The 15,892-nt window shown below is 59.5% G+C and carries 13 protein-coding genes and 1 pseudogene; 5 read left to right on the top strand and 9 right to left on the bottom strand.

The features are described from left to right. Positions 1-56: 56 nt before the first annotated feature. From AABA21_RS34870 to AABA21_RS34850, 5 genes are all read right to left on the bottom strand, one after another. On the bottom strand, positions 57-233 hold the full coding sequence (locus AABA21_RS34870) for a mersacidin/lichenicidin family type 2 lantibiotic (protein ID WP_338257351.1): 177 nt from the start codon (positions 231-233) through the stop codon (positions 57-59). Between the two features lie 198 nt (positions 234-431). Beyond that, positions 432-2,636 carry a peptidase domain-containing ABC transporter gene (locus tag AABA21_RS34865; RefSeq protein ID WP_338257350.1) on the bottom strand — a complete coding sequence of 735 codons (2,205 nt, stop codon included), beginning with the start codon at positions 2,634-2,636 and terminating at the stop codon, positions 432-434. Positions 2,637-2,639: 3 nt separating this feature from the next. Further along, positions 2,640-3,203 carry a hypothetical protein gene (locus AABA21_RS34860; protein ID WP_338257349.1) on the bottom strand — a complete coding sequence of 188 codons (564 nt, stop codon included), beginning with the start codon at positions 3,201-3,203 and terminating at the stop codon, positions 2,640-2,642. A gap of 290 nt (positions 3,204-3,493) precedes the next feature. Then, positions 3,494-4,012: a hypothetical protein gene (locus tag AABA21_RS34855; protein WP_338257347.1), complete on the bottom strand. Its 519-nt coding sequence runs from the start codon at positions 4,010-4,012 to the stop codon at positions 3,494-3,496. An 18-nt stretch (positions 4,013-4,030) separates the two neighbouring features. Beyond that, entirely contained in the window at positions 4,031-5,329 is a 1,299-nt protein-coding gene (locus AABA21_RS34850) for an MFS transporter (RefSeq protein ID WP_338257346.1), read from the bottom strand. Between the two features lie 255 nt (positions 5,330-5,584). Here AABA21_RS34850 and AABA21_RS34845 point away from each other — a divergent pair, with 255 nt between their 5' ends. Both AABA21_RS34845 and AABA21_RS34840 read left to right on the top strand, forming a co-directional pair. After that, a complete protein-coding gene (locus tag AABA21_RS34845; RefSeq protein ID WP_338257344.1) occupies positions 5,585-6,595 on the top strand; it encodes a lanthionine synthetase LanC family protein in 1,011 nt (336 codons plus the stop codon). Between the two features lie 37 nt (positions 6,596-6,632). Next, positions 6,633-7,826 carry a macrolide family glycosyltransferase gene (locus tag AABA21_RS34840; RefSeq protein ID WP_338257342.1) on the top strand — a complete coding sequence of 398 codons (1,194 nt, stop codon included), beginning with the start codon at positions 6,633-6,635 and terminating at the stop codon, positions 7,824-7,826. Between the two features lie 98 nt (positions 7,827-7,924). Here the strand turns inward: AABA21_RS34840 and AABA21_RS34835 are convergent, their stop codons facing one another. The 3 genes from AABA21_RS34835 to AABA21_RS34825 form a co-directional block, all read right to left on the bottom strand. After that, positions 7,925-9,559, bottom strand: a complete 1,635-nt coding sequence (locus AABA21_RS34835; RefSeq protein WP_338257340.1) for a peptidoglycan-binding protein — start codon at positions 9,557-9,559, stop codon at positions 7,925-7,927. 368 nt (positions 9,560-9,927) lie between these two features. Then, the gene (locus AABA21_RS34830; RefSeq protein WP_338257339.1) at positions 9,928-10,761 is read right to left on the bottom strand and encodes a class I SAM-dependent methyltransferase; all 834 of its coding nucleotides are present in this window, start codon (positions 10,759-10,761) and stop codon (positions 9,928-9,930) included. An 11-nt stretch (positions 10,762-10,772) separates the two neighbouring features. Continuing rightward, entirely contained in the window at positions 10,773-11,489 is a 717-nt protein-coding gene (locus AABA21_RS34825; RefSeq protein ID WP_338257337.1) for a TetR/AcrR family transcriptional regulator, read from the bottom strand. 272 nt (positions 11,490-11,761) lie between these two features. On the opposite strand from AABA21_RS34825, the pseudogene AABA21_RS39625 reads away from it, so the two are divergent. Together AABA21_RS39625 and AABA21_RS34820 are read left to right on the top strand one after the other, a co-directional pair. Then, positions 11,762-12,145: pseudogene (locus AABA21_RS39625) on the top strand (DUF1634 domain-containing protein); the annotation flags it as partial. Positions 12,146-12,208: 63 nt separating this feature from the next. Then, positions 12,209-13,042, top strand: a complete 834-nt coding sequence (locus AABA21_RS34820; protein ID WP_420917245.1) for a sulfite exporter TauE/SafE family protein — start codon at positions 12,209-12,211, stop codon at positions 13,040-13,042. A gap of 119 nt (positions 13,043-13,161) precedes the next feature. On the opposite strand, the gene AABA21_RS34815 is transcribed toward AABA21_RS34820, so the two are convergent. Beyond that, a complete protein-coding gene (locus tag AABA21_RS34815; protein WP_338257335.1) occupies positions 13,162-15,423 on the bottom strand; it encodes a glycoside hydrolase family 3 N-terminal domain-containing protein in 2,262 nt (753 codons plus the stop codon). Positions 15,424-15,678: 255 nt separating this feature from the next. On the opposite strand from AABA21_RS34815, the gene AABA21_RS34810 reads away from it, so the two are divergent. Next, positions 15,679-15,885: a hypothetical protein gene (locus AABA21_RS34810; protein ID WP_338257333.1), complete on the top strand. Its 207-nt coding sequence runs from the start codon at positions 15,679-15,681 to the stop codon at positions 15,883-15,885. Positions 15,886-15,892 lie beyond the last annotated feature (7 nt).

Here is a 15,892-nt window from a genome sequence, read left to right as displayed (position 1 = left end):
AGACGAAACGAGAGGGTAGCAGGAGAGGCGGTGAGCCCCTCCCGTACCGCCCGGCTTTATAGATTGCCGGTCCAGCTTTTCAAGCAGGCTGAGATTAAGGGACAGGGGAAGCCGCCGCTGACCTCTTGCAGCTCCTCGTCGGAGAGCTCCGCGCCGACCGGATTGGCGGGCAGGTTAACGTCGGCGATCTCTTCTTCGGATTTCCAGGCTTTGACGATCTCTTCGATGTTCATGGTAGTGATCCTTTCCTGTCGGGTCCACAGCATGTGCCCCGACCAATAACTTAGCAAAACGTTAAACCATCTATGACGACGGCCGTATATCCGTATGTCCTTTCGTCAGTGCTTCCACTCAGAGGGGAGTGTAGCCTCCTGGATGCAGTGACTGGAGCGTACACCATACAGTCCGGTGCGTCCGTGTGAAAGAAAGATTTATGATGCCAGCTCACCATTGGCCAGTTGCCGCTGGATCAGTTGAGCGTAATAGCCCTGCTGTCGCAGCAATGCTTCGTGCGAGCCTTGTTCAACGATGCGACCCTCATCCAGCACCAGGATGACATCCGCGTTGCGAATGGTGCTCAGGCGATGGGCGATAATGATCTGGGTGCAGTTCAGGGCGCGCAGATTCTGTTCAATTGTTTGCTCGGTAATCACATCCAGTGAGCTGGTCGCCTCGTCCAGCAGCAGCAGGACGGGCTGGTGGACCAGGGCGCGGGCCAGAGCCAGGCGCTGACACTGCCCACCCGAGAGCGCGTTGCCGTTTTCGGACACATACGTCTCGTAGCCCATCGGCATGCGCGTGATCTCGTCATGGATGGCGGCCAGCTCGGCCGCTTTGACGACCTGTTCCATACTCACATCGGGATTATTCAATGTCAGGTTGTCGCGAATGGTGCCACTGAAGATACTCACATGCTGGACGACCACCCCGAACTGCGAGCGGACCGCCCGGTAGTTCAGCGTCGACAGAGGATGCTCATCGTAGAAGATGCTCCCTTCGGTCGGCAGATAGAGTCCCAGCAGGAGATTGCCCAGCGTGCTCTTGCCCGAGCCAGTGCGGCCGACGAGCGCGACGCGCTGTCCAGCCTCGATATCCAGGCAGAGGTCATGCAGGACCCGTGGAGCGTGCGCGTCATACTGGAACGAGACATGCTCCAGGCGCACCTGACCGCTGAGCGCGGGCGGCAGCACCACCTCATCCGGCTGCTGCTCAGGCTCGGCCTCCAGCACATCGGCGATGCGCTCCAGGTGCGAATGAATGAGCTGCAGACTCTGACCGCTCGCCATCAGGGTCGCCAGCGGCGTCAGCAGCGATGCTCCCAGGGCATTGAGGGCCAGCATCACGCCCACCGACAGCGTGCCATTGAGGACCTGCCAGGTGCCGAACCATAACAGGATCAGCGGTGCGCAGGTGCGCAAGAGCGCCTGTACGGAGGCCAGCAGCGTCGAGAGATAGTTGCGCCGCAGCGAGATATTCATCTGCGCGAAAAACAGGTTGGACCAGCGATCCAGCGCCCGGTGTTCCGCGCCCATGGATTTGAGCGTGGTCATGCCCACCAGGGCCTCGGCCATATAGCCCTGCGCCTTCCCCTGCGCCGCCAGCTCCTGGCTCGAAAACGCGTGCATCAGACGTGTCGTCCCCAGCAGCAAGCCGATCTGCAGCGCGCTGATCAGCAAGACGAGCAGGCTGAACGACCAGGACTGCGTGAGCAAAATGACGAAATAAATCAGGACAAAGCTGCCGTCGAGCACGGTTGAGATGAGCTGGTTGCTGATCGTATCGCGAATAATGAGATTGCTATTCATGCGCGCCAGAATGTCGCCGCTTGAGCGCTGCTGAAAGAAGCGCTGCGGCAGCAGCAGCAGGTGCTCGAAAAAGTTGAGCATCATGCGCATGTCGATGCGCGCCTGCAGGTACAGCAAGAGCGAGCCGCGCAAGAGCGTCACGATAAACTGGGCCAGCAGCAACACCAGCAGTCCACCACCAATGACGAAGAGCAGATCCTGCATCCCCTGAGGGATAACGTGATCCATGACGATCGCCGTCACCAGCGGCAGCGCCAGGCCAAACAGCTGCAGCAGCAGCGACGCCCCCAGGATCTGCAGGAAGGCCAGCGGCGCCTGGCGGATATAGCCGGCGGCATAGGAGCGCAGCGTGATGCGATCGGACCTGCGGCGGCGCTGAAAGTTGACGCCGGGCTCAAAGGTCAGCACCACCCCGGTAAAGCTCTGGTGGAACTCATCCATCGTCACCTGTCGGCGACCGGAGCCGGGATCGACCAGGGAGACATACTTTGGCGTCCAGCGCTCAACCACCATAAAATGGTTGAAGTTCCAATGGATGATGGCCGGGAAAGGAACGAAGCGAAACTCGTGATCTTCAACCGTGATGGCCCGCACGCGCAATCCATAGGAGCGAGCCACGTTCACCAGGGCCAGGGCCGTCAGCCCATCGCGTCCCGCCCCACAGCGCTCGCGCACCTCGGCCACACTGGTCTTGCGACCATGATACGTCAGGATCATGGCCAGGCAGGACGCCCCGCACTCCGTGATCCCCATCTGCCTCTGCGCCTCGACGCGCCTGCGCAGCAAGCCCTTGTCCTGATGACGCCCCCTGGAAGATTTCGCTGTGACCATGCGCTATTCACCCCTGACCATATTAGAACCTGACAACAACGAGATGACGCTCTGCGTATCGATCGGCACCTGCGCCTGCACGCGGCTTCCCGCGTAGCTGCGCCAATCACCCTCCAGCCGCAGCTGTATCACAAAGGAAGGGGAGACAATGGGCTGGGCCGCGTGGTCATCGAGCGCGTAGCGCCGCTGGATCTCCTCGGGCACCAGCGCGGACGGCTCGACACGCACCACCACCGCCTTCAGCGTCCCCTGGTCCGCCGTAGCCAGCCGCCAGTGAACCTGGCTGCCGGCGCGCAGCGAGCGCAGTTGATCGGCACGGACTGAGTTGAGCGGAAGAAAGACCAGCGCCTGATCGCCGGGCTGCGTAATCACACCCACACCAGCCGCGTAGACGGGCACGCGATAGAGACAGGCGCCGCCTATTGCCAGCACGGCCAGCGCGGCCAGCAGCCACAACATCAGCATTACCGGAGGAGCCACCACCCGCAGCAGAATCGTCTGCTCCTTATTCTGGAGGTAAAACTCCAGCGCCTCATGGCGAAAAAAGGTTCGCCTGAACTCGTCCATGCTGTATCCGTACCTTTCCTTCAACTTCATCGTGTTCACAATCAAAGTCTACAAAAAATCAGGGTGATACGCGCCTGTAGAACTACGGGATCTCGTCAGGGATGACAAAAAGACCGACCCCGGTAAAATTACCGGGGTCGGGCAGGTGGTGCTTATGGGTTCGTATGTGGAACGTTGGCGTGGGGGTACCACGTGGGCCGGCGTGGATGACAGGGGAAACGGTGTCGTGGGGGGACGTGGGACCGCAATCGCTGGCGCTCGCGGTCCCGGACGACCGTTGAAGGTCGTCCCTACAGTGACGTTTCGCGTTGGGGGGGCATTTCGAATTTCGGGGACGTTCCGTTTTGGGGGGACATTTCGGGTTTGGGGGACGTTTCGGGTTTGGAGGCGGCCTGGTTGGGGGCCGCTGTGCGCGCCTTGGAGAGGGGGACGTCCTTCAGGAAGAAGGCGGCCACAACCATGGCGACGCTGAAGATCAAGATGGTGACGATGCCGTGCTGGATCGCCACGGTCAACGAGAACTTGAGCGCGTCGAAGACCTGGTTGAGCAGGTGCTGTACCTGCTGGGAGACCTGGGCCGTCACCGCGGCCCGCTGGGGTCCGGGTGGGATGTGCGCGGTGGCTCCCTGTACGGCGTAGCGCTGGGCACTGTGCACCACGTTATCTCGGTAACCCTGGTTGACCAGTATCTGCGGGTCGGTGGCGTATTTGAGCCCCGTCGGCGTCAACTGCTGGGCGGCGTGAGCGGGGAGGCGCGTCGAGATATCATTCGTCAGCGTCTGGTTGACTACCGTTCCGACGATGGCCACTCCCAGCACCGCGCCGATCTAACCGACGAAGCGGACGGCCGCCGTACCAACGCCCAGGCGGTTGCGCGGGATAGAGTTCTGCGCCGCTAGCTGCAGCACCGAGAAGAAGGGTCCCAGCCCAAGGCCGGTAATCACCATGAAGATGATCATCTCAAAGAGGCTGATCGTGGTCGAGATGCGCGTCAGCAACAGGAGGCCAACGGTCATGATCAGCGCGCTGACGATCGAGACGAGCCGATAACGCAGGAAGCGAGCGACCAGGATACTGGCAATGGCGCTGCCAGCGACCGTACTGAGCGTGAGCGGGGTAATCGCCGCGCCCGAATTGGTCGCCGATACGCCCAGGACGCCCTGCAGGAAGAGGGGCAGGTAGAGCGTGAGGCCGATCAGCACCATCAACTGCAGGAACGAGAGCAGCAGGGCCATCGAAAACACCCGGTTGCGGAACAGGTCGAGCGGCAGCACGGGCTCGCTCGCCAGGCGCTCGACGATAAAGAAGAGCACATAGAGCAGACCCGAGGCCACCAGGACGCCGATCACCTGCGCAGAGTTCCAGGCATAGATGGCGTTACTGCCCCAGGTCAATCCCAGCAGCAGGCCCACGGTGGCACTGGAGACGAGCAGCGCGCCCAGCCAATCGACGCGGCGGATGGCGGCCCAGCCCGTATGCGTGCTGGTACGCTGTGAGATGTCGGAGGGCAGATAGACCAGCAGCGCGAGCAGCGCGAGCAGGCCCACCGGCACGTTGATATAGAACACCCAGCGCCAGCGCGTCGCATCGCTGACCAGCGATCCCAGAATCGGCCCATGGTCGGTCAACCAGCCACCAATGGCGGGACCAACCAGGTTCGAGAATCCGTAGACGACGCCGAAGATGCCCTGCCAGCGGGCGCGTTCGGCGGGCGTGAAGATATCGCCCACCACGGTAAAGACGAGGGCGATCCCCATGCCGCCACCCAGCCCTTGCAGCGCGCGGAAAGCGATCAGCTCATTCATGGTCTGCGCCGCGCCCGACAGGATCGACCCTACCAGAAAGACGAAGGCACCCGCCAGCAAGAACCACTTGCGACCGAACTGGTCGGAGAGCTTGCCGACGATCGGCACCATAGTGACCGACGCCAATATATAGGCGTTGACGACCCAGGTATAGCGATCAAACCCGTTGAGGGAGCCGATAATACGCGGCAGCGCCGTCCCCACAACGGTCTGATCGAGGGCCTCCAGCAGGAGTGTAAGCATCAGGGCGGCCAGCACGCTGAACAGCGCGAACCCGCGCAGGCGGCCGCCACCCTGTGATGTTGTTTCGGTTGATTGCATCTCTAATTTCCTGATCTCCAGAATAGACAGACTCCGCATATGATACCATACGCAGAGCAATTCCACGATCACCGATAATGCGTGATACCTCTCCTGGCGAGGCGCTCGATGCGCAAATTGCTTGTATTATGCGCTGGCATTATATAGATTACTATGTTCTACCTATAGTTTTTGCATTGCTTCTGGTTATAATGAATCGTATTGGAAGCCACTACAGCGAATGAAGGTGCCAGGTATACAGCAAGGAGGCGAGCAATGCAAGAGATTGCAGCGGGAAAAGAGGTTTCGCGTGAGCGTATGCTGGCAGCAGCCTGCCGTATTGGAGACCATCTCTGTGCAAGCGCGACAGGCGATGGGCGAGGCGTCAACTGGATCGATATACGTCCAGAAAACCAGCGCTTCTTTACTGCAGCGATGCCTGATCTCTATGATGGCAATACTGGCATCATCCTTTTTCTAGGCTATCTTGGCATTATCACCGGCAATACACGTTATTCAGATATGGTAGAATCCGCCTATGTAACGCTGTATACGCGCTTCCAGGCGCAGCAGCAAGCCGTGGGCATTGAGAGCCTGGGATCTGCTATCTACCTGCTTTCCCATCTAGGCACTATCTGGAATGATTATAGCCTGCTCTCTGAGGCTCACAGGCTGGTGAAACGTCTGCCAGATCTGTTGCAGAAAGATAGCGCGCTCGATCTTCAACGCGAGCTAGCGGGCTGTATCCTTAGCCTGTTGAGCTTATATCATGCGTTTCCCAAAGCGGAGATCCTGGCTATGGCTCTGATGTGCGGCGACCATCTGCTGGAGAAAGCTCGCCCGGGAAAAGGTGAGCCGACCCTGAAGAGCTCTACGGGCGAAGAACCGCGCGCCGGAACGTCACATGGCAGCGTCGGTTGCTCTCGCAGCCTCTTCGCGCTCGCTGCCAGCAGTGGTGAAGAACGTTTTCACAGGCTCGCTGTCGCTATGCTGGCCGATGAAAGAAGCATACTTTCGCCTCAGACGCAGCCTGACCTCTCTCGCCTTGCTTCCCTGTACTATCTCGAGCATGAGGAGATACGCGAAGAAAGGGTTAAAGGCCTCATCCTGGATAGTATCGACGAGACCGATGGTTGGCTCGATGGCGCATCATCAGGCAGCGAAACACCTGGCTGGCTGACCGAGCTGGCAGGCATCGGTTCCGAGTTACTGCGACTCGCGGAACCTGAACGCGTGCCAGCCATCCTGCTGGCCGCACCTCCCCTCACAAAGACCGCTCAAAGATAACATCGGACCAGGCATTGGAGAAACGGAGATATGCAGCATGGCGAAATACGCATTTTTCAGTATTCCCGCCTACGGACATGTGCTTCCCACACTACCGCTGGTGGCTGAACTGGTCTCACGTGGCGAGCAAGTCAACTACTATATGCGCAGTGACCACAAAAACAGCATTGAAGCGGTCGGGGCCACATGGCGTGACTTCCCCTTTTTTGTCAGCATGACGCTAGAAGAAGAAGCGCGTGCCGTTGAGAGTATCATCGACAGCCTGCGCGCGGAGCAGACGAATTGCATCATCTATGATTTCTCGTTCATCTGGGGCGGCCTGCTTGCCAGGGCATTGCGCATCCCAGCGATTAACGTCCGTAGCACCTATGCGCATAACAGGCATTTCACGCTGCAATCCATTCATCAACATAAGAGCCACATCTGGCCCGGCCAGGAGGGCGAGGGCGCGGCAGGATCGCTGGATATTCATGCTATATACACGCAATTCGCCAGAATCGGCCAGGTCCTCAATGTGCCCCTGCCTCCATCTGATGATCCCTACGCTGTCTTCTCAGCCAACGAAGCACTCAACATCTACATGATCCCCCACAAGTTCCAGCCGTATGCCGAGACCTTCGATGAGCGCCACATCTTTATTGGTTCCTCAATCCAATCTCGTTCGAGCAACGAAGACTTCCCGTTTGAGTTTCTTGACGATCGCCCCTTGATCTATATCGCTCTGGGCACACTCTTTAACGACCGCGCCGATATCTTCAAAACCTGCATCAAAGCCTTTGGCCAGACCAACTGGCAGGTCGTGCTCTCGCGTGGTCGTCAAACGACATCCTTCGCCCTGGGGCCCATTCCCGCGAATTTCCTGGTGGTCAATTATGCCCCGCAGCTAGAGCTGCTGAAGCGCGCCTCGATTTTCATCTCTCACGGTGGCATGAATAGTACCATCGAAAGCATCATGGCCGGAGTGCCTGCAGTCTATATTCCACAAATCGCGGAGCAGGCGATCAACGCAGAAATGGCTGAAAAGCTTGGCCTGGGCATCGCTCTCAATCCCGAGAAAGTGGCGATCGATCAACTGCGTGATGCTGTTGAGCAAATTAGCAATAATCGTGCGCGCTATGAGAAAGATATACAGACCATGCGCGCTAGTATTCAGGGCGAGGGAGGGTATAAGCGGGCCGTCGATACAATTCTTTCACTGAATGCTAACAGGCCAGACATGACCTCTTGCTGACCTTAGAAGCTCAGGCGTCAAACGGAGGTGCAGGAGGGCGGCGAGCCCTCCTGCACCTCCCGCATTGGAAGCGCGGAACCCGTTTTTCGGATCGATTGTTACCAGAGTGGAACAGAGGACTGGAGCTCGTCGGTGTCGATGTTGACGGAGCCGCTGCCCTGCAGGCCATACTGCCAGATGCGAGTATGGCCGCCGCGATCCTGGCCATTACAGAGCAGTCCGGTCGGCCCGAAGGCGGGCGCGCTGGACGCTGGTGTGCGGCCGGGCGACGGCTCGCTGGCATACAGGGTCGAGTTGGCGACCGCCGAGTCGGCGCTGATGGCCGAGCAGAAGGCGCTGTTAAATCCACTGCTGCCGGGGAGCGGATTCTCATAATAGCCAACGACGTAGCCCGCGGCGGCGATGGTGTCGTTCCAGCCCTGGATATAGCCCGAGTCTATAGACGAATTGGACTCGATATCGACCACCAGGATGGTGCCTTTGGGGATGCCCAGCGAGCTGGCCTTCGACAGCGCATCATTGGCGCGTGAGACGCCTTTGCTCAAGCCGGTATCGCCTCCGAAGTCCGAAAGGATGGGCAGGATGTGAATGCCCCGGCTATGGATATACGAAGCTTCGGAGGACGAGATCGGCGAGAACGAGATGGCGTCGATGTAGCGCCCGATAAACTGCGGGGTGCCATAGTTATTGCCGACGACGCTCAGGAACGACGCGTTGACCGCGCTGGTGGTATCCACGCCCCAGAGGACCTGACCGGGTGGCGGCGGTGGTGGCGGTGGTGGCGGCGGAGAACCGGCTGTGCTGACCAGGCTGCTCCATGTTTGCAGTCCCGCGACGCCATCCACACCGATGCCATGGCCGCTCTGATAGTTCTTCACGGCCGTCACGGTGGCCGGACCAAAGCTGCCATCTACCGTCAGCGAAGCGCCGTGCGCGTTCAGCTGGCGCTGCAGCGCCGTCACCGCCGGTCCGCTGCTTCCCGAGCTGGTCGTCACGATCAGGACCGGCCACGTCTGCGGTCCCACCACCCCATCGGCCGATAGACCATGGGCGGACTGAAAGGATTTCACGGTCGAGGTCGTCTGCGCGCCGAAGCTACCATCAGCGGACAGTGAGTAGCCGTGGGCCTGCAGCATCAGTTGGATGGAAAAGACATTTTCACCCGAGGCCCCCTGACCGACATCGGGCCAGCTATACGCCTGCGCGCCGCTCACCCCGATCAGAGCAGCGTTCCAGGTCTGCGGTCCCGCGATACCATCCACAGTGAGACCATGGCTGCTCTGCAGATTCTTGACCGCGGCCTCGGTGGCCGGACCAAAGCTGCCATCCACCGTCAGCGAGGCGCCGTGCGCGTTCAACTGGCGCTGCAGCGCCGTCACCGCCGGGCCACTACTGCCTGAGCTGGTCGTCACGATCAGGACCGGCCACGTCTGCGGTCCCACCACCCCATCGGCCGATAGACCATGGGCGGACTGGAACGAGGCAACGGCACCGCTCGTCTGCGGGCCATCGACACCATCGGCGGACAACGAGTAGCCATGGGCCTGCAACATCAACTGGACGGAAAAGACATTTTCGCCCCTGGCACCGGGACCGACCAGCGGCCAGGAAGACGAGGTGGCCGCGTGGGTGGAGGCGGAGGGCGAAAATAGTGCGGAAGCGGCCGCGATGCTCAACACGAGAGCAAGGAGCAGCCTGCGAAAGAGGCGATGAAATCCCTTTCTGCTATCCATGCATTTAGACTCCTTCTATTCCAACAAATAAAGGTGGATGAGGGTGCGAGCTCCATTCTGGCTGCTTCCCTGACATCGCACCGGCAGGGGCTCTCTTTTTCATCCACAAGAGAAAACCCCTGCCGGTATTATAACACAAAACGAGAAAAGACCACAGTACGTGCGGGGCTTGCCCCCGCTTTCATTCCTCGCTGTTCAAAAAAGCAACGGGAATGATGCGGTGCATCGCATGCAACCATCCCTGGTAGCTTTGAAGGGGCCTTTCCTCTTGGGCAGCAAACAAGCGGGGGCAAGCCCCGCACGTACAGCTGTTTTTCTCGTTTTACACGGCCTTCATTTGAAGGGATTGGAGCTTGCCCCGGCCCGGGTTAAAATCGGTAGACGAGGATGCGGTCCATCCTGCGCAGGGAGGAGTTGAGCTCCATCGCTCGATGGAGGGCACGTATCCATAAGGGGAAGCGGGAAAACCCGTTCAGTTCGCGCGTGCGGAATTCTTTGACCAGCTCAAGGCGCGGTTCGAGCTGCTTGATGTCCTGGGGGTCGTCGAGCGCCCAGCGGAAGGTCGCGCCCGTGTCTCCGACGTTGGAGCCACTTTTAGCCTTCACAAACAGGGAAGGCATGGCGTCGAATACCATCTGTCCCTCGGGGAAATGCCGGGTGATGGCGTGCAGGAGCGCCTGTACCATATCGGCGGTCAGGTATGGGAGCACCCCCTCCGCGACCATCAGAACGGGTCGATCTCCTGGCACCTCGTCCAACCAGCCCAGATTATCCAGGGGCGAGCTGATCAGGCGAACGGCGGGCCGTTGCGGATACAGCTGGCGGCGCAGATCGATCACATCGGGATAGTCCACATCGTACCAATCGATGCTGGCCGGCGGATCAACGCGGAAGGCACGGCTATCCATGCCACAGCCCAGGTGCAGCACCGTCGCGTCCGGATGGTCCGCCAGGTAGCGGCTCGTCAATAGATCGAAGGTACTGGCTCGCGTGGCGACGATCGTACACCCGATGTCGAGCATCATCCGGTAGAGCCGTTTCTTGTAGAGCTTATTGAAATCGTAATCGATATGCTGGATGGCTTCTTCCGCCCACGGGTCGCGCAGGATGGGCTTCTGCCACTGGCTCTGCAAGGCCCGAGGATAGAGGGTCAGGAGCATCGTTTCTTTTTCTTTGGCGAAGGTGATTTTTTCCGTTGTCATCGGAATCTCCCTTACACGCTTTCTGCGTTCATTCTTCTGCTATTCAACGCGGCGATAAACTGTGCTTGCATCTCTGCGGCTCTCCGGCGCATCAGCGCTTTCCCCGCTTCCACGTTCGCCCCATCCGGGAGTGTGAGCAAGCGATCGCAGAGCTCGGCCATCGTTTCCACCAGTTCATCAAAAGATGGCTGATCTGGCCTGCTGGAGTCAGTGTGAGAAGAGAGGGCGGCAAGGATGGAAGAGGACAGAGCATCCAGGATGAAAGCCATGGCTCTCGTGTTGATATCCTGACGAACGACTCCGACCTCTTGCATCGCCTGGAGAAAAACCCGTGTCGGACCAGGATCAGGCGGCCAATAGGCGAAGATATTGCCCGGCCGGGAGAGATATTTGCCGAACGTCTGCTCGTCACGTGTATAGATCGCCGTCATCAACGGTAACGGCTTGAGGACGGCCAGAAGACTGCGATAGACGCTGGCGACCGTGCCCCCCAGAGGATCACTATCAAGGTAGCGGCTCCAGATCTCCAGGTAGGTATTCATCTCCCGCAGCACCAGGGCCTCCAGCAATGCATCCTTGGAAGGAAACAACAGATAGACCAGCCTGCGGTTCAAGCCGACGGCATCAGCGACATCGCTCATCGTCAATTTATTGTACCCATAGTGAAGCAGCAGTTCAGCGGTCACATCCAGGATGGCCTGTTCACGTTCTTTCTCATCAACACCCATAATTTCTCACAATCACAAATTTTGTTAATATGTTACCACCTGTTAGCAATTATAAGCGTGCCTGCATGGAGAGTCAAGATCCCTGGCCCAATCGAATGTTCTCCATCACCTGCAGTTTAGGCAGTTACAACTATTCCATATTTTCATGATAACCATTAAAAACATGAATTGCAAGAATGAATATTCCATAGTAACATACCTATATAAGCCTATATTTATTAAACCAGGCAAAAGTAGAAGGGACGCATCGTGAAAGGGGACAACGCACACGCATGGAAAAGAAATATGGCCCATCCAAGGAGAAGGATATGAATCGGCTCGCCGTCCGCAAGGACAATCATATGATGAACACGATTATCGGCTGGGTGCTGCAGGGAGGCATCATCATCAGTTCGGTACTGGTTCTGATCGGCTTTCTACTGCTCATCACCAGTCCGGGCGCCCTGACCGGGCCGCGCACAGACATCTTTCCACACAGCCTCAGCGAGCTCTGGACAGGGCTGCAGGGCTTTCATCCGCAGTCCATTATCGTCTTAGGACTCCTGCTGTTGATCGCCACGCCGGTTGTACGTGTGGTCGTATCTATTCTGGCCTTCGCGCTTGAGCATGATCTGAGATATGTCATTATTACCTGCATGGTCTTCGCCATCCTGCTGGTCAGCTTTATCTTTGTCACCGGTGGACCGTCTACGCCACCACCGGCCACCCCGGCGCCGTCCGTGATCGGCATTGTGCTGATCTTTGCCAGTTCCATCATCGCCGGACTACTGGGAGCCCTGGTCGGATTAGGGGGCGGCGTCCTGATTGTGCCCCTATTGACCCTGGCCTTTGGCTTCCCGATTGAGTACGCGATCGGGGCCAGCATCATCTCGGTCATCGCCACCTCCAGCGGAGCGGCCGCCGCATATGTACATGATCGCATGACCAATATGCGCGTCGGCATGTTTCTGGAGATCGCCACCACCGTTGGCGCGGTCTGTGGGGCCTTTATCGCCGGGCTCATTAATCCCACCCTGCTCTACATCGTCTTCGGCATCGTGCTGCTCATCTCTGCTGCGCCGCTGATTTTCAAGCTCGGCGAGGAGCTGCCGCAGGGCGTCAAAAATGATCACTGGGCCAACCTGCTCAGCCTGAACAGCAGCTATCCCGACCAGCATCTGGGCGAGGTGAGCTACGAAGTGACGCGCACGCCCTATGGATTTGGCATGATGTATGTGGCCGGATTGATCTCTGGCCTGCTGGGCATTGGCAGCGGCAGCTTTAAGGTACTGGCCATGGACACCTTGATGCGCCTGCCGATGAAGGTCTCCACCACGACCTCGAACTTCATGATCGGAGTCACCGCGGCGGCCAGCGCGGGCATCTACTTCTCGCGTGGTGATATCCGGCCCGTCATCGCCGCGCCGGTCGCCCTGGGCATCCTGGTCGGGGCGCTGGTCGGCGCCAAAGTGCTGGCGCGCCTGCAGAACAAAACGGTGCGCATGATCTTCCTGCCCATCCTTGTCATCATCGCCCTGGAGATGGTCCTGCGTGGATTTGGCGTAGCGCTCTAAGTGGCACCCTAAGCAGAAGAGACACGGATGTACATGCCGGAGCGAGTCCGACATGTACATCCGTGTCTCTTCTGGTGGGGCGTGATCTGATCGGTTCAGGAACGCCTGTGCAGTTGCTGCTATGAAAGGTGGTCATGAACGGCGAACTCGGCGTGCAACGAAGCGGTCGAAGCGCCACCTACCCACAGATCGAAGGTCGATGCATCGAGGACGTAAGTTGCTTGCTCCGAGCTCCAGTAGCGTCGCTCTGCCGCCGTGATCTGGAAGTGGAGTGTGCGGCTCTCTCCGGGTGCGAGCGTCACGCGCTCAAACGCCTTGAGCTCGCGCACCGGGCGGGCGGCACGTCCATACCGCTGGTGCAGATAGAGCTGGGCAACCTCCTCAACGGCGCGCGACGAAGGGTTGTGCACCTCGACGCTCACCTCAAGCGTATCGTCCAATCCAATCTCTTTGGCGTCCAGGCTGAGGTTGGCGTAGGTGACCTCACCGTACGTCAGGCCGAAGCCGAAGGGATACAATGGGGTGCTCTCCTCTTCCCAGTAGCGCATAGTGCTGGTGTGCGGCTGATGGGAGTTCAGGCGCGAATAGATAAGCGGGACCTGTCCGACGCTGCGCGGCCAGCTGACTGGCAGCTTCCCACCGGGGGCCACCTCTCCAAAGAGGAGTCTCGCCACGGCGAGTCCTCCCTCGCTGCCCGGATGCCACGCGACAAGGATCGCCGCTGCTCGTTCGGCGACCTGGCGCAGGTCGAGTGGTCGCCCGCTCAGCAATACCAGGACAACTGGCGTACCGGTGGCGGCGACCGCTTCCAGCAGCTCCAATTGACGGCCCGGCAGGTCAAGCGTCGAGCGAGAGGCGGCCTCCCCGTTCATGTCGGCCGCCTCACCCAGAACCAGCACGGCCACATCAGACGCGCGGGCAAGCTCGATGGCTCGCTCGAATTCGGCCTGCTCGTCGAACGGCGCGGCCTGCGCAGAGGCTCCGCCGAGAAATTGTTCCATGGCGGCGAAAGGGGAAGGGATCTGCCGCGTCGGGGCTGGCACACCGGGGGCATGCTCAACCTGGATATCGGCGCCCGCCACACGCCGCATGCCCTCCAGCACGGTGACGGTGGAGTTCAGGTCGTGGGCAAACACCCAGGGGCCGAGCGTGGCTGGCTTGTTATCCGCCCATGGTCCAATCACCGCGATGGAGCGCAGCGTCGAACGGTCGAGAGGTAACGCGGAGTCTGCGTTATGCAGCAGCACCGCCGAGCGTTCCGCTGCGATGCGCGCAAGCTCGCGGTGTTCGGGAAGGCTCAGTGTCGTTGCCGCCTGTGCCTCGTTGGTGTAGGGCTGCTCGAAGAGTCCCAGGCGCAGCTTCATGAGCAGCACGCGTCTAACGGCCTCATCGAGCAGACTCTCGTCCAACTCGCCCGCGCGAACGGTTTCGGGGAGGGTCGCGAACGCGCACGCGCCGGGCACCGGATTGCTGCCTTCAGGGAAACGCATACCCAGAAACATCTCCATGTCCATACCCGCGCGGATCGCTCGTGCCGCCGCATCACGGTCGTCCCTGGCAAATCTATGCGTGGTGAGATCAACCACAGCACTCGCATCGCTAACGACAAAGCCGTCGAAGCCCAGCTCATCACGCAGTACATCGGAGAGGAGGTGGCGGTCGGCGGCACCGGGCACGCCATTGATGCCAACGTAGGAGGTCATGATGTTGCCAGCACCCTCCTGGACCGCGGCGGCGAAGGGCGGCAGGTAGACGTTGCGTAGCTCGCTCTCCGAGAGGTTCACCTCGTCATAGTCGCGCCCGCCCAGAGCGGCCCCGTAGCCGAGAAAGTGCTTGGGACCCGCCACAACGTGGTCTGGGGCGCCGATCGCCTCACCCTGGAAGCCGCGCACCTGGGCCGCGGCCATCTGGGCGCCAAGATAGGGGTCCTCTCCAGCTCCTTCGACGATGCGGCCCCAGCGTGGATCGCGAGCAATATCAACCATCGGCGCGAATGCCCAATGGATGCCCACCGCGCGCGCCTCGCGGGCCGCGATAGCCTGAACCCGTTCGTACAACTGGGGATCCCAGGAAGAGGCCAGACCGAGCGGGACAGGGAAGATCGTTCGCAACCCGTGAATGACGTCGAAGCCAAAGAGCAGCGGAATGCCCAGGCGGCTCTCCTCGACGGCGATACGCTGCAGGCGGTTTGTCTCGGCCGGATCGGAGACGAACAGCAAGCTACCCGCGCGGCCAGCACGCACCTCGGCCTCCACAGGCTCGGCCTGCCCCGGCATATCGCGAAAATAGAAATATTGACTGAGTTGCCCGGCCTTCTCTTCAAGAGTCATAGCGGCGAGCAGTGTATCGACTCGTTGTTGAAGGGTCTCATTCGTAGTCACGCTCGGTTCCTCCTGGTGTGATCTTCTCTGTGGGAAAACAATAAGCTTGATCGAATTGGATCTTCTTATCTTATTCCAGCCATTACAGTAAGATCAAGTCAGGCAGCGAGATGTAGGTTCGGCCCTCGCGGCCGATTTCCTCTCCACGCATGAGTATGCATCCCGCATGCGTTTCCGTGGTTCTCGCGTTGGGGGAACAGGGGTGTACGTGGAGGGGAAATCGGCCGCAAGGGCCAATCCTTTCAACGTAAGGAAATGCAGAAAGAGAAAGAGACGCAGTACGTGCGGGGCTTGCCCCCGCTTGCTTGCTTGCTCGCCGCCCGCAAAAGCAACCAACAGAATGCGATGCATGGCATGCAACCGTTCCTGGCCGCATTGAAGGAGCTTTTCCTTTTGGGAAGCAAGGAAGCGGGGGCAAGCCCCGCACGTACTGGGGTCTTTTTTCATTGTTGCTTGCGCTAAAGTTGAA

It is taken from the genome of Dictyobacter halimunensis (genome assembly GCF_036245075.1).
The sequence above is the reverse complement of the archived record's forward strand: the minus strand, read 5'-3'. Positions and strand labels throughout refer to the sequence as shown.

Bases quoted from the DNA above. Each gene is read 5' to 3' on its own strand.
- AABA21_RS34870 (WP_338257351.1), bottom strand. From the start codon at position 233: ATGAACATCGAAGAGATCGTCAAAGCCTGGAAATCCGAAGAAGAGATC.
- AABA21_RS34865 (WP_338257350.1), bottom strand. From the start codon at position 2,636: ATGGTCACAGCGAAATCTTCCAGGGGGCGTCATCAGGACAAGGGCTTG.
- AABA21_RS34860 (WP_338257349.1), bottom strand. From the start codon at position 3,203: ATGGACGAGTTCAGGCGAACCTTTTTTCGCCATGAGGCGCTGGAGTTT.
- AABA21_RS34850 (WP_338257346.1), bottom strand. From the start codon at position 5,329: ATGCAATCAACCGAAACAACATCACAGGGTGGCGGCCGCCTGCGCGGG.
- AABA21_RS34845 (WP_338257344.1), top strand. From the start codon at position 5,585: ATGCAAGAGATTGCAGCGGGAAAAGAGGTTTCGCGTGAGCGTATGCTG.
- AABA21_RS34840 (WP_338257342.1), top strand. From the start codon at position 6,633: ATGGCGAAATACGCATTTTTCAGTATTCCCGCCTACGGACATGTGCTT.
- AABA21_RS34835 (WP_338257340.1), bottom strand. From the start codon at position 9,559: ATGGATAGCAGAAAGGGATTTCATCGCCTCTTTCGCAGGCTGCTCCTT.
- AABA21_RS34830 (WP_338257339.1), bottom strand. From the start codon at position 10,761: ATGACAACGGAAAAAATCACCTTCGCCAAAGAAAAAGAAACGATGCTC.
- AABA21_RS34825 (WP_338257337.1), bottom strand. From the start codon at position 11,489: ATGGGTGTTGATGAGAAAGAACGTGAACAGGCCATCCTGGATGTGACC.
- AABA21_RS34810 (WP_338257333.1), top strand. From the start codon at position 15,679: ATGCAGAAAGAGAAAGAGACGCAGTACGTGCGGGGCTTGCCCCCGCTT.